At 66.1% G+C, this 13,311-nt stretch carries 13 protein-coding genes and 1 tRNA gene; 9 read left to right on the forward strand and 5 right to left on the reverse strand.

The annotated features are described in order from the left end of the window. Positions 1-118 precede the first annotated feature (118 nt). From ACFFJ7_RS02655 to ACFFJ7_RS02665, 3 genes are all read left to right on the forward strand, one after another. Positions 119-988 carry a protein-disulfide reductase DsbD domain-containing protein gene (locus ACFFJ7_RS02655; RefSeq protein WP_377590681.1) on the forward strand — a complete coding sequence of 290 codons (870 nt, stop codon included), beginning with the start codon at positions 119-121 and terminating at the stop codon, positions 986-988. Continuing rightward, positions 988-1,572 carry an IMPACT family protein gene (locus ACFFJ7_RS02660; protein ID WP_166949735.1) on the forward strand — a complete coding sequence of 195 codons (585 nt, stop codon included), beginning with the start codon at positions 988-990 and terminating at the stop codon, positions 1,570-1,572. The genes ACFFJ7_RS02655 and ACFFJ7_RS02660 overlap by 1 nt, the downstream gene beginning before the upstream one ends. A gap of 65 nt (positions 1,573-1,637) precedes the next feature. Then, positions 1,638-1,940, forward strand: coding sequence for a hypothetical protein (locus tag ACFFJ7_RS02665; protein ID WP_166949737.1), 303 nt, complete (start codon positions 1,638-1,640; stop codon positions 1,938-1,940). Here the strand turns inward: ACFFJ7_RS02665 and ACFFJ7_RS02670 are convergent. From ACFFJ7_RS02670 to ACFFJ7_RS02680, 3 genes are all read right to left on the reverse strand, one after another. Beyond that, positions 1,937-2,836 (reverse strand): carbon-nitrogen hydrolase family protein, encoded by a 900-nt coding sequence (locus ACFFJ7_RS02670; protein ID WP_377590682.1) that lies wholly within the window; start codon positions 2,834-2,836, stop codon positions 1,937-1,939. The genes ACFFJ7_RS02665 and ACFFJ7_RS02670 overlap by 4 nt on opposite strands. 52 nt (positions 2,837-2,888) lie before the next feature. After that, positions 2,889-3,170, reverse strand: a complete 282-nt coding sequence (grxC, locus tag ACFFJ7_RS02675; protein ID WP_166949739.1) for a glutaredoxin 3 — start codon at positions 3,168-3,170, stop codon at positions 2,889-2,891. A gap of 219 nt (positions 3,171-3,389) precedes the next feature. After that, positions 3,390-4,223 (reverse strand): ComF family protein, encoded by an 834-nt coding sequence (locus tag ACFFJ7_RS02680; RefSeq protein ID WP_377590683.1) that lies wholly within the window; start codon positions 4,221-4,223, stop codon positions 3,390-3,392. Between the two features lie 225 nt (positions 4,224-4,448). On the opposite strand from ACFFJ7_RS02680, the gene ACFFJ7_RS02685 reads away from it, so the two are divergent. After that, complete coding sequence (locus tag ACFFJ7_RS02685) at positions 4,449-5,327, forward strand: methyltransferase domain-containing protein (RefSeq protein WP_377590684.1); 879 nt, start codon at positions 4,449-4,451, stop codon at positions 5,325-5,327. A 354-nt stretch (positions 5,328-5,681) separates the two neighbouring features. On the opposite strand, the gene ACFFJ7_RS02690 is transcribed toward ACFFJ7_RS02685, so the two are convergent. Then, positions 5,682-5,767: transfer RNA gene (locus ACFFJ7_RS02690), tRNA-Leu, on the reverse strand. A gap of 158 nt (positions 5,768-5,925) precedes the next feature. Further along, positions 5,926-6,597, reverse strand: a complete 672-nt coding sequence (locus ACFFJ7_RS02695; protein WP_166949745.1) for an alpha/beta hydrolase — start codon at positions 6,595-6,597, stop codon at positions 5,926-5,928. A gap of 409 nt (positions 6,598-7,006) precedes the next feature. Between ACFFJ7_RS02695 and ACFFJ7_RS02700 the strand changes: the two genes are divergently transcribed. The 5 genes from ACFFJ7_RS02700 to ACFFJ7_RS02720 all read left to right on the forward strand — a co-directional run bounded on the left by ACFFJ7_RS02700 (position 7,007) and on the right by ACFFJ7_RS02720 (position 13,244). Continuing rightward, positions 7,007-8,227 (forward strand): cysteine desulfurase family protein, encoded by a 1,221-nt coding sequence (locus tag ACFFJ7_RS02700; protein ID WP_377590685.1) that lies wholly within the window; start codon positions 7,007-7,009, stop codon positions 8,225-8,227. A 69-nt stretch (positions 8,228-8,296) separates the two neighbouring features. Further along, entirely contained in the window at positions 8,297-9,769 is a 1,473-nt protein-coding gene (gene sufB / locus ACFFJ7_RS02705) for a Fe-S cluster assembly protein SufB (protein ID WP_166949749.1), read from the forward strand. A gap of 103 nt (positions 9,770-9,872) precedes the next feature. Beyond that, a complete protein-coding gene (gene sufC, locus ACFFJ7_RS02710) occupies positions 9,873-10,622 on the forward strand; it encodes a Fe-S cluster assembly ATPase SufC (protein ID WP_166949751.1) in 750 nt (249 codons plus the stop codon). A 7-nt stretch (positions 10,623-10,629) separates the two neighbouring features. After that, positions 10,630-11,940: a Fe-S cluster assembly protein SufD gene (gene sufD, locus ACFFJ7_RS02715; RefSeq protein ID WP_377590686.1), complete on the forward strand. Its 1,311-nt coding sequence runs from the start codon at positions 10,630-10,632 to the stop codon at positions 11,938-11,940. A gap of 62 nt (positions 11,941-12,002) precedes the next feature. Further along, the gene (locus ACFFJ7_RS02720; RefSeq protein WP_377590687.1) at positions 12,003-13,244 is read left to right on the forward strand and encodes a cysteine desulfurase; all 1,242 of its coding nucleotides are present in this window, start codon (positions 12,003-12,005) and stop codon (positions 13,242-13,244) included. Positions 13,245-13,311 lie beyond the last annotated feature (67 nt).

Consider the following 13,311-nt stretch of genomic DNA (forward strand, 5'->3'; position numbering starts at 1 on the left):
TGTTTGATATGCTATGCGAGAAACGGCACCAAGGGAATCCGTTTTTTCCGCCGGTCCTGCCTGCGGAAGGCGGCTTTCCCTCATTCGCACAGCCATGTGGTTTATTGATGGAAGGACCATGATAGCCCTGCTCATGACCGCTTTGCCCTATGCCCGCCGCCGGATCCGCCCCGGTCGCGCTGCCTTGCTCGCGGCGCTGGTCTGCTGCCTCGCCGGAACCGGAAATGCGCATGCCGCGCCGTCCGCGAAACCATTTTCACCTTCGGGAAAGGAGCCGCCCGCGCACGCGCGGCTGCTCGACGCCGGGCGCGACGAGGCGACCGGTCAGTACCGCGCAGTCGTGGAGATCGTCCTCGCGCCGGGCTACAAGACCTACTGGCGGGAGCCGGGGGACTCCGGCGTGCCGACCACATTCGACTGGGAAGGCTCGCGGAACGTGGCGGCTGCGCAGGCGTTTTTCCCGGCGCCAACACGCTTTTTCGACGGCATCGGCTACGCTGTCGGCTACCTCGAAACCGTGCGCTTCCCGGTGCTGGTCGATCCGGCGGCGACAGGCCCGGCGGCGTTGCAACTCGAACTGTCGTTCGGCGTGTGCCGCGAGATATGCATTCCGGAACAGGCTTCGCTGCGGCTGGACCTCAGCGGGGTTCCCGCTGTCGCGGGCCTGTGGGAAGAGGCGCACGCGCGCGTTCCGGTTAGCACGCCCGTCGGGCAGACGGCGGCTGACCTCGTCGTGCGCGGGGTGAGGCTCGATGCCTCGTCGCTCACCGTCGAGGTGGCGGGCGCGGTCACCGATGTGTTCGCGGAGGCCCCTGCGCCGTGGCGCTTCGGCCAGCCGGCACGGAAGGAGGGCGCGGACGGCGCCGTGTTCGTTCTCCCGGTCGAGAAAGCGGACGGCAGCTCGGTCACGGTCCCGCTGACGTTGACGGTGACGGGAGAGAGGGCGGCGATCGAGGTGCCCGTGGCGGCAGGCGTCGCGGGGCGCTGATGTTCGTGTTGACCGGGTGCGAGACGTTCTCGCAGGAGATCAAGCGCAGCCGTTTTCACGCTGTCGCCGGCCCGGTGGTGGATGAGGCGGCGGCGAAGGAGTTCATCGCCGCCCATGGCGAGGCAGCTGCGAACCATAACTGTTGGGCCTGGCGGATCGGCGCCGCATACCGCTTCGGTGACGACGGCGAGCCGGCGGGAACGGCGGGCAAACCCATTCTGCAGGCCATCGACGGGCAGAAGCTCGACAACGCTGTCGTTGTCGTCACGCGCTGGTTCGGCGGCATATTGCTCGGCAGCGGCGGCCTGATCCGTGCGTATGGCGGCACGGCGGCGGCATGTCTGAGGGCGGCGGAGAAGCGCGCGGTCGTCGCCACGCTGACGGCGCGCATCGATTGCCCGTTCGCGGATCACGCCCGCGTGCGGGCGCGGCTCGCCGCCATGCCGGATGCGGAGGTAACGGCGGAAACTTTCCATGCGACGGGGGCGGAGATGGCCGTGCGCGTGCCCGAGGCGCGCGCGGCCGAGGTGGCGCGACTGGTGACGGACATCACCAGCGGAAGGGCGCGGGTGGACGTCATCTGAGGGCTGCGTGCCGGGCCGGCATCGCGGCTCCTTCCGTCGGCGCCCGGTTACCGGGGCCGCACCTGATGCAGCATGAAGAAGACGCTCAACACGGTGAAAATGCCAACAGCAGTGACCACGGTCTGCATGATAGGAACCCGTTTCGCATTCAGGGAAGATTTGGCGCCCCGAATATCTCCGGCGCGTCGAAAATGCCTGTCGCGCCGAAGTTCATCGGCGTGCACGGGTTCCATTCTGCCGCCGATTGTGGAGAAAATCGGCGGCGAATGCGGCAGCAATCCTGTCTTTTTGCGGATGGTAAATCAACGGTTGCTGCAATGCAGCACGAACGGCGTACGGAGCGGAACGAAACGGAATACAGCCGTTAAGCATCCTTTCCGCGCGGCTGCAGCGGCACCACGTTATCCCCTTCCGTACCCGGCAGCGAGAACAGGCGCGTGTGCCGCAGGGAGGGAATCTGGCTGCGTGCCTGCGTGACGAGCGCGGGGTCGATGGTGGCGAGGATGACGCCCGGCTCCGCATCCGCTTCCGCCAGCACGCGCCCCCAGGGGTCGACGATGATGGAATGCCCCCACGTCTGGCGGCCATCCTCGTGCAGCCCGCCCTGGGCCGCCGAGATGACGAAACTGCCGTTCTCGATCGCGCGGGCGCGCTGCAGCACCTGCCAGTGGGCCTCGCCGGTCTGGCGGGTGAAGCAGGCGGGGACAGTGAGGATTTCCGCGCCGACTTCCGCCAGCGCACGGTAGAGATAGGGAAAACGCAGGTCGTAGCAGATCGACAATCCCAGCGTGTAGGTGACGTCGCCGACAACGAGCGGCACCGTCACCGCCTGATGGCCGCCGGTGTAGGTGGCGGACTCCCGCCAGCTCTCGCCGCTGGGCAGGTCGACGTCGAAGAGGTGGATCTTGTCGTAGGTCGCGGCGATCTCCCCCTGTGCATCGATGACGATGGCGCGGTTGGCGATACGGTCGTTCTCCTGAAGCGGCAGCGAACCCAGATGGATCGTGATCCGCTTCTCGCGCGCCAGCTCGCGGGCGGCGGCGATCAGCGGATCGTGAACCTGGTCGGAGACCTTTGCGAACAGTTCCTTGCGGTCGCGCACCACAAGCGAGGTCATCTCCGGGGTCTGGACATAGACGGCGCCCGCCGCGGCGGCCTGACGAATCCCGGCGAGCGCGGCCTCGCGGTTGACAGCCGGATCCGTTGTCGAGCGCATCTGGACGCAGGCGGCGACGAAGGAAGGGCGGGGAGAGGAGGCGGGCATCGGGATACTCCTTCAGAACCTGTTGCGACGCAACCGCGTCACGGCAGGGGTGTCACGGCAGGGGTGTCACGGCCTGTGGGTCGCTCAGTAGCTTGTCGAGGGTGCCTTCCGCATCGAGGGCGTGGAGATCGTCACTGCCGCCGATGTGGCGGTCGTCGATGAAGATCTGCGGCACCGTGGTGCGCCCGTGCGCGCGCCCGATCATGACCGCTCGCTCGGCTGGCTCCTTCTCGATATCGATCTCGTGAAACGGCACGCCCTTTTTCTTCAGCAGCGCCTTCGCCCGCTGGCAGTAGGGGCACCACGATTTCGTGTAGATCGTTACGTCCGGCATGTTCCGTACCATTATTGAACTGATTGCTGTCCACGCATTTTGAACATGTCCTGTCAAAAAGCGCAAATGCCTTCCGATGCAGGCCGATAGCTCATTACATCGTTTCATAGAGGCGATGTATTGAGCTAACCCTTTGATATTGAGTGAATTCTCATCGTCCAAATGAGTCCATATGATCGAAACGCGCTCCAGCAGGTAGGTGACGAGGGCGGGCACGGGTCATCCCGCCGCGACCACCCGCGCGAAGACGAGGACATCGACGTCACGCGCGCCGGCGCGCAGCAGCGCGCGGGCACAGGCGTTGGCCGTTGCGCCCGTGGTGAGCACGTCGTCGACGAGCACGATGCGGCGCCCCTCGACCGTGGCGCGCCGCTGCGCCGCGACGTGGAAAGCGCCTTGCAGGTTGGCGGCGCGCTGCGCGCGCGACAGGCCGACCTGCGTGTGCGTGGCCTTGCGCCGCTCCAGCACGGAGAGCGCGCACGGCAGGCCGATGAGAGCCGAAAGGCGCGTGCCGAGCAGCGCTGCCTGGTTGAAGCGGCGCGACAGCAGGCGCCGGGCGTGCAGCGGCACCGGCACGACCAGATCGGCGTCGGGGAAGAGATCGCGCCCGGCGCGGACCATCATGCGGGCCATCAGCCGCGCGAGTTCCATGCGGTCGCCGTACTTGAGGCGGTGGACGAGCCGCCGCGCCGCCGCTTCATACCGCACGGCCGCCCGCGCCCGCTGGAACACCGGCGGATCGGCCAGGGCCGCAGCGGACAGTATCGGCGCGCCGAGATCGACCTCGAAAGGCAAGCCGAGCCGCTCGCAGAAGGGCCTGTCGATCAGGGCGAGGCCGCTCCAGCACTGCGCGCAAAGGGCATCGTGCTGCGCGGTCGCCCTCATGCATGCGGGGCAGGAGGGCGGATAGAGAAAGTCGAGCAGCAAGCGCCAGCCATCGGCCGCGCGGCGCCGCACGCGGCCGGGAACGAAGAGGCCGCGCGCGGCAGCCGGATCTGCATCCGGCGCCGAAGGCGGCAATGGCGAAAGGGAGTCCAGGGACGCGGCCTCCATTACAAGCCCGGCACAAACACCGACAGACCGGAGCGGCGGACATTGAAATCCGATCGCGCTACTGCTCGGTAGTCTCCGGTCATCACATCAGGTTTATCCCGAAAGAGCATGCACATTCCAGGTTGAAGCTATATGCGGCGAGGCTTGTGCGAGGCTGTGCAGCGGGCAGCCGGCGCGCGCGAAAACGCGCTTCCCTTTTCGGGCCGATGCGGTAAAAACCGCTGCATGAGCCATGCACCCCGGATATTCGATCGCGCCTTGCAGCGCCGCCGCCTGACGCGCGCGCTGGAGGGTGGCTTCGGGGATTTCCTGCTTTCCCGTGTCGTCGACGACCTCATGGACAGGCTGTCGACGGTCAGCCGCCGCTTCGAGCGCGCGCTCGATCTCGGTACGCCGATCGACGCGGCGGCGGTTGTGCTGACGCGGTCCGGCGCGGTCGGGCAGGTCGTGCGCGTGGCGACCGTGGCCGGCGCTGCCCGGCCCGGCGATATCGTTGCGGATGAGGAGGCGCTGCCTCTGGCGCCGGAGCGGTTCGATCTCGCCATTTCGGCGCTGTCGCTGCATCACGTCAACGATCTGCCGGGCGCGCTGGTGCAGGTTCGCCGCGCCCTGCGGCCGGACGGGCTGTTCCTGGCGGCGTTTCTGGGCGGCGAGACGCTGACGGAACTGCGCCAGTCGTTAACGCTCGCGGAAGCGGAGCTGGAAGGCGGTGCAAGCCCGCGCGTCGCGCCCTTCGCCGATCTGCGTGACCTCGGCGGCCTGCTGCAGCGGGCGGGGTTCGCCTTGCCCGTGGCCGATGTCGACCGGGTGACGGTGCGCTACCGCGACCCGGTCGCGCTGATGCGCGACCTGCGCGGCATGGGCCTGACCAACACGCTCGCCGAGCGCAGTCGCAAGCCGCTGCGCCGAGCGACGCTGGTGCGGGCGTGCGAGATGTATATGGAGCGTTTCGCCGCGGCCGACGGCCGGTTGCCGGCGACTTTCGACATCCTGTGGCTGTCGGGCTGGGCGCCGGACGAAAGCCAGCAAAAGCCGCTGCGCCCAGGCACCGCCCGCGTCAGTCTTGCGGATGTCCTGCCGGACAGGTCACGGCGCTCCACATAAGGAAGCGCAGACCGGGAACCGAACTGAGCGGATCAATTCCCGATCTGGAGCAAAATGCATTCAAGCTGAAGCGGAATTTTGCCTTATCTGCTTCGTCAGTCACCAGAATTCTCCAGGAAACGGTGCCCGTTTCCTGGTTTGGTGACCTGACGCGACCGGTGTCCGCAGTCACAGATAGCCGAAGATCAACAGCAGAAGGATGATCGGGATTGGAATACCGATGATCCATAACAGCGCGCCTCGAAGCATCTTGCCCTCCTGTCCTGTCGTTGCTTGTCTATGCAATGGCAACGCCGCGATGTCAGGAAGGTTCCGTGCGTAATTCCTGCGGCGCTTTCGCGTCGCGGGCTGAGATGGTGGCCGCTGCGGGACTCGAACCCGCACGGGCGAAGCCCGAGGCATTTTAAGTGCCTTCCGTCTACCAGTTTCGGCAAGCGGCCACTTGAACCGGCATCTCGTCCGTTTCGTCACTCCCGCCGGCTTTTGCCGCATCGTGGCGAATCTGGCGATGCCTGTTCGTCATGTTGGCGGAAGATAGCGTGCGGGAGGCCGGACGTCCAAACCCCTTGTGGACAGGACGCCGGCGGCTCGCCGCGGTTCAGGCGGAGGACGCCTCGTCGGCGGCCGGCTTCGGGCCCAGGCGCTTGTCGAGATAGCCTTCGACGGTGGCGATCAGCGGGTCGATCTGGCCCTCGAAGAAGTGGTTGGCGCCCGGGATGATGGCGTGCTCGATGACGATGCCCTTCTGCGTCTTCACCTTCTCGATCACGCCGATGACTTCGCGCAGCGGCGCAACCCTGTCCTGCTCGCCGTGCACGAAGAGACCGGACGACGGGCAGGGCGCCAGGAACGAGAAATCGTAGCGGTTCGCCATCGCCGCGATCGACAGGAAGCCCTCGATTTCCGGGCGGCGCATCAGCAACTGCATGCCGATCCATGCGCCGAACGACACGCCCGCGATCCAGCAGTTGCGCGCTTCGGGGTTGACGGATTGTACCCAGTCGAGCGCCGCCGCCGCGTCCGACAGTTCCCCGGCGCCATGGTCGAACGCGCCCTGGCTGCGCCCCACGCCGCGAAAATTGAACCGGAGCGCCGAGAAACCACGATTCACGAACGTGTAGTACAGGTTGTACACGATCTGGTTGTTCATGGTGCCGCCGAACTGCGGATGCGGGTGCAGGATGAGCGCGATCGGCGCGCCCTTTTCCCTGGCGGGGTGATAACGTCCTTCTATGCGGCCGGCGGGGCCGGAAAAGATAATCTCAGGCATTGAGCACCATGTACGATGTCGCGACAGTACGCACGACAGGAAAAGCAGCCAGGCGAACCGTAACCGCTCTGGCAATGATGACGCATATATAGTTATATGCAATCATGGCATGAAGACCGGCCCGGCTCCAACTTCACGGGTCTTGTCTATTTGAGACGTTTTGTCATATGGTCCAGGACCATTCCATCATTCGCTCCGATACCAGAGAGGGCGACCCGCCGCGTTGCGGAAGCGTCCATGATCACAACGGCCTCCGGCATCAGGACAGGATGTCCTGATCATGGTGCCTCTCTATCACGGCACGGGGGGGTAAAAGCAAGCTTCTTGCGCTATATCGACGGCGGAGCGGCGCTGCCCGCGGCGGATGGGGGGAAATCGTGCGGGTATCGACGGAAACAGGTGAGGAGGCATGACGCGCGAGCGGGTCTATCTGGATTTCAACGCCACGGCGCCGGTGCGTCCCGAGGTGCTGGAAGCCGTGGTGCGCGCGCTCGGTGCCGCCGGCAACGCATCGTCCGTGCATGCCGAGGGACGGGCGGCTCACAAGCGGATCGAGGATGCGCGCGCGGCGGTCGCGGCGCTTGCCGGCGCGCGCGCCGAGGATGTCATCTTCACCGGCTGCGGGTCCGAGGCCAACACGATGGCGCTGACACCCCAGCTGCGCGTCTCGGGAAGCTGCGCAGCGGGCGCCTGCGCGGTCGGCGTGGCCCGCCCGGTGACGCGGCTCTTCGTCGGCGCGACCGAGCATCCGAGCGTGCTTTCCGGCGGGCGGTTCGCGCCGGAGGACGTCGAGGCCATCCCCGCCGACAGCAACGGCCTGCTGCGGCAGGACTGGCTTGCCGAGCGGCTGTCGCGTTTCTCCATCAAGGAGCCCGGGGCGGCGTTCCTCGTCAGCGTGCAGGCGGCCAACAGCGAAACCGGCGTCCTTCAGCCGCTCTCGGAGATCGCCGCGCTCGTCCACGGCGCGGGCGGCATCGTCCATACGGATGCGGTGCAGGCGGCGGGCAGGATGGCGCTCGACATCGGAGCGCTCGGCGTCGACATGCTGACGCTTTCCGCACACAAGCTCGGCGGGCCGCAGGGCGTGGGGGCGCTGGTGCTCGCGCCCGGCGCCATCGAACTCGGCACGCCGCTGGTGCGCGGTGGCGGGCAGGAGAGGGGGCGGCGCGCGGGCACGGAGAACGCCGCCGGCATTGCGGGCTTCGGCGTCGCCGCGGAACTTGCATTGCGCGAGATCAGCGCGTATCCAGCGCGCTTGAAAATACTGCGCGACGGATTCGAGCTGCGCCTCGGGGAAGTGCTTCCACAGGCGGTGATATTCGGGCGGGAGGCGGCGCGCATCGCCAACACGAGCGCTTTCGCCGTCCCGGGCCTCCGGGCGGAGACGCTGTTGATGGCGCTCGATCTCGCCGGCATGGCGGTATCGAGCGGCTCGGCTTGCTCATCCGGCAAGGTGCGCCGCTCCCACGTGCTGGCGGAAATGGGCGTTGCGCCCGAACTGGCGGAAGGCGCGCTCAGGGTCAGCTTCGGCTGGGCATCCCGCGCTGAAGACGTGGATTCGTTCGTTGCGGCTTTGGAAAAAGTCGTCGGTATGCTTATATCCCGTCAGAGAGGCCGTCACGCGGCCTGAGTGACGGGCGACATACCAGGCAGTCCTTGCCAACCCGCGGCCCTTGAACCCGCGACAGGAGGTTATGCCATGCCTGCAGTGCAGGAAACCGTCGAGCGTGTCCGTACGCTCGACGTGGATCAGTACAAGTACGGGTTCGAGACGGATCTCGAAGTCGACAAGGCCCCCAGGGGGCTGAACGAGGATATCGTCCGCCTCATCTCGGCCAAGAAGGGCGAGCCCGAATGGATGACGCAATGGCGCCTTGAGGCCTTCCGGCGTTGGCAGACCATGCGCGAGCCCGGGTGGGCGCGGGTGAACTACCCGCCGATCGATTATCAGGACCTCTACTACTACGCCGCTCCGAAGATGAACCCGGCGCCGAAGTCGCTGGACGAGGTCGATCCCGAGATCCTCAAGACCTATGAGAAGCTCGGCATCCCGCTGCGTGAGCAGGAGATTCTCGCCGGCGTCGAGCCCGCGCGCCGTGTGGCGGTCGACGCGGTATTCGACTCCGTGTCGGTGGTTACCACCTTCAAGGAGGAACTGCGCAAGGCTGGCGTCATCTTCTGCTCGATTTCGGAGGCTATCCGCGAGCATCCGGAACTCGTGCGGAAGTACCTCGGTTCCGTGGTGCCGGTGTCGGACAACTTCTTCGCCACGCTGAACTCGGCGGTGTTCACCGACGGCTCGTTCGTCTACGTGCCGGAAGGCGTGCGCTGCCCGATGGAGCTTTCCACCTATTTCCGCATCAACGAGCGCAACACCGGCCAGTTCGAGCGCACGTTGATCATCGCCGACAAGGGCGCTTACGTCAGCTATCTCGAAGGTTGCACCGCGCCCGCGCGCGACGAGAACCAGCTCCATGCGGCAGTCGTGGAGCTTGTCGCGCTCGATGACGCCGAGATCAAGTATTCCACCGTGCAGAACTGGTATCCGGGTGATGCCGAGGGCAAGGGCGGCGTCTACAACTTCGTCACCAAGCGCGGTGACTGCCGTGGCCGGGATTCCCGCATTTCGTGGACGCAGGTCGAGACCGGATCGGCGATCACGTGGAAATATCCGTCCTGCATCCTGCGCGGCGACAATTCGCGCGGCGAGTTCTATTCGATCGCTATCTCGAACGGCTTCCAGCAGGTCGACTCCGGCACCAAGATGATCCATCTCGGGCGCAACACGACGAGCCGCATCATCTCGAAGGGGATCGCGGCGGGGCGGTCGGAGAACACCTATCGCGGCCTCGTGTCCGCGCATCGCAAGGCATCGGGCGCGCGCAACTTCACCAACTGCGATTCGCTGCTGATCGGCGACAGGTGCGGCGCGCATACAGTGCCCTACATCGAATCGAAGAACGCCAGCGCCATCTTCGAGCACGAGGCGACGACGTCGAAAATCTCCGACGACCAGATGTTCTACTGCCTGCAGCGGGGTCTCGACGCGGAGGAGGCGATTGCGCTCATCGTCAACGGCTTCGTCAAGGACGTGTTGCAGCAGCTGCCGATGGAGTTCGCCGTCGAGGCGCAGAAACTGATCTCGATCAGCCTCGAAGGCTCGGTTGGATAAGCGGAAGGGAGATGCCGTCGCCGGTGTGGCCGGTCGCTGCCAGGGCAATCCTGGGCACCCAGCTCCGCAGGCGTCAGCATGAGAGAGTTTCAAGGGAACGAAAATGATCGAAATCAAGAATCTCGTGGTTGAAATCGAGGGCAACCGCATCCTCAACGGCCTTGACCTGACGGTGAGGGACGGCGAGGTCGCCGCGATCATGGGGCCGAACGGGTCGGGCAAGTCGACGCTGAGCTATGTCATCGCCGGCAAGGAGGAGTACGAGGTCCTTGAGGGCGAGATCCTGCTCGACGGCGAGAACATCCTCGAACTCGAACCTTACGAGCGCGCGGCGAGGGGCGTGTTCCTCGCCTTCCAGTATCCGCTGGAAATTCCCGGCGTCGCGACCATGTCGTTCCTGAAGGCGATCCTGAATGCGCAGCTCAAGGCACGCGGCGAGGCGGAACTCACCACGCCGGATTTCATGCGCCGGGTGAAGGCAGCGGCGGAACGCCTCCAGATCAACCAGGACATGCTGAAGCGCGCGCTGAATGTCGGCTTTTCCGGCGGCGAGAAGAAGCGCATGGAGATCCTGCAGATGGCTCTGCTCCAGCCTTCCTTCTGCATTCTCGACGAGACGGACTCCGGCCTCGACATCGACGCGCTGCGCATCGTCGCCGAGGGCGTCAACGCACTGCGCGACGGCAAGCGATCGTTCCTCGTCATCACCCATTACCAGCGCCTGCTGAACCACATCGTGCCCGATACCGTGCATGTGATGTCGAAGGGGCGCATCGTGCGCACGGGTGACCGGGAACTGGCGCTGGAGCTTGAGGCCAGCGGCTACGCCGACTACGTGACCGAGGCCGCGTGAGACAGCCATGACTGACATCACGCCCATCCGCACGCAGGCCGAGACCCAGCTTCTGGACTATCTGCGGCACCCGCGCTCCGCTCTTCCGGTCGGTGACGGGAGCGTCATCCGCCGTGCCGACGCGATCGCGCGTCTTGAGCGCGAGGGCCTGCCCAACCGCCGCGTGGAGGAGTGGAAGTACACCGACCTGCGCGCCCTGCTGCGCGAAGCCGCGCCGCCGGCCGAATGCCCTTCCGCCGCGGATATCGCCGAGGCGCGGGCGCAAGCGCGTGTGTTCGCCGAAGTCGCGGCCGTGCGTCTCGATTTCGTGAACGGCCATCTCGCGGCGCAGGACGCGCCGCCCGCGGGCGTGACGGTGATCGGGCTCGCGCAGGCGCTGGCGGAGGAACATCCGGTGCTGTCGAACCTCAACCGCGTCGACGTGGCGGCGGGGAACGCATCCTACGAACTCAACCGGGCTTTCCTGTCCGACGGCGTCGTCGTGCATGTCGCGGCCGAGCAGGCGGTGGCGCAGCCCCTGCATCTGCGCTTCGTCAACCGCGGCGGCGCGCCGTTCTCGACCGCGCCGCGCGTTCTCGTGGTGCTGGACAAGCGGACCTCGCTGACCGTGCTGGAATCGCATGAGGGCGACGTCGCGGCCCAGCCCAACAGCGTGGTCGAGTTCGTGCTCGCCGATGACGCGCAGCTCGAACATGCCCGCGTCAACACCGAGGCAGCGGGGACCATCGCCCTTTCCACTATCACGGCGGTGGTCGGCACGCGCGCGGCGTTCCGCTCGGTCAATCTGCATGCTGGCACCTCGGTGTCGCGCCACCAGCTCTTCGTTGCCTACGAGGGCGAGGATGCCCGGGTGACGCTGGGCGGCGTGACCGTCCTGTCGGGCACCCAGCATGCCGATACGACGCTCGTCGTCGACCACGCCGTGCCGGGCGGCGAGAGCCGGGAGCTGTTCAAGACCGTCATCGACGGCGAGGCGAAGGGCGTGTTTCAGGGCAAGATCGTCGTGCGGCCGGACGCGCAGAAGACTGACGGGCGGATGATGTCGGCGGCGCTGCTGCTCTCGCCCGACGCGACGATGAACAACAAGCCGGAACTCGAAATCTGGGCCGACGACGTGCAATGCGCGCATGGCGCGACCTGCGGCGAACTCGATGACGAACTGCTGTTCTACCTGACGGCGCGCGGCTTGCCGCGCGAGGAGGCGGAAGCCCTGCTGCTGCAGGCCTTTATCGGCGAGGCTCTCGAACTCGTGACCGACGAGGCCATACGCGAAGCGATGACCGGTCTTGCGATAGACAGGCTTGCCAAGCTTGCATAAATGTATGTCCATGAACGGAGTGTGCGCCGCACCATCGGACAGCGGCGCGGAACGAGGGACAGATGACCAGCGCGGTGACGAGCGGCAGTTATGATGTGGAGGCGGTGCGCCGGGACTTTCCGATTCTCGCGCGGGAGGTCTACGGCAAGCCGCTCGTCTATCTGGACAGCGCCGCATCCGCGCAGAAACCGCGCTCCGTCATCGATGCCATGAGCCGCGTTTATGAGCATGAGTACGCCAACGTGCACCGGGGGCTGCACTTCCTCGCCAACGCTGCGACCGAGGCGTTCGAGGCCGCGCGCGAGACCGTGCGCGGCTTCCTCAACGCGGGCAGCACGGACGAGATCGTGTTCACCCGCTCCGCGACGGAGGCGATCAATCTCGTCGCCGACACGTTCGGGCGCGCGCATGTCGGCGAGGGCGACGAGATCGTCGTTTCCATCCTGGAGCACCATTCCAACATCGTGCCGTGGCATTTCCTGCGCGAGCGCAAGGGCGCCGTGCTGAAATGGGCGCCGGTGGACGACGACGGCAATTTCCTGCTCGATGAGTTCGAGGCGCTGCTGACGCCGCGTACGAAGATCGTGGCCGTGTCGCACATGTCGAACGTGCTCGGCACCATCCTGCCGATCCGGGACATCGTGCGCATCGCCCATTCCCGCGGCATCCCGGTGCTGGTCGACGGCAGCCAGGGCGCGGTGCACCTGCCGGTCGATGTGCGCGAACTCGATGCCGATTTTTATGTCTTCACCGGCCACAAGGTCTACGGCCCCACGGGCATCGGCGTGCTCTACGGCAAGACGCAATGGCTGGAGAGCCTGCCGCCGTTCAACGGCGGCGGCGAGATGATCGAGAGCGTTACGCTCGATACCGTTACTTACAACACGCCGCCGCATCGTTTCGAGGCCGGCACGCCGCCCATCGTGGAAGCGGTCGGGCTTGCGGAGGCGATCCACTATATCGATCGCCTCGGCCGCAACACCATTCTCAACCACGAGGAGCAGTTGCGCGACTACGCGATGCAGCAGGTGGGCGGGATCAATTCCATCCGCATCATCGGGCGAGCGCGTGACAAGGGCGCGATCCTGTCCTTCGAGATGCGGGGCGCGCATCCGCACGATGTCGCGACCGTCATCGACCGCGCGGGCGTGGCCGTGCGCGCCGGCACCCACTGCGCCCAGCCGCTGCTGGCCCGCTTCGGCACGACGGCAACATGCCGCGCCTCCTTCGCCCTGTACAACACGCGCGAAGAGGTGGACATTCTGGTCGAGGCGCTGAAAAAGGCGGAACAGCTTTTCGCCTGACCATTCGGGAGAGTTTCGTGAGCGACAAGGACAACAGCACCGCCCCCGGCACGCCCGCACCCCCGGC

This window comes from Pseudochelatococcus lubricantis (genome assembly GCF_042432495.1).
GTDB lineage: Bacteria > Pseudomonadota > Alphaproteobacteria > Rhizobiales > Beijerinckiaceae > Pseudochelatococcus > Pseudochelatococcus lubricantis.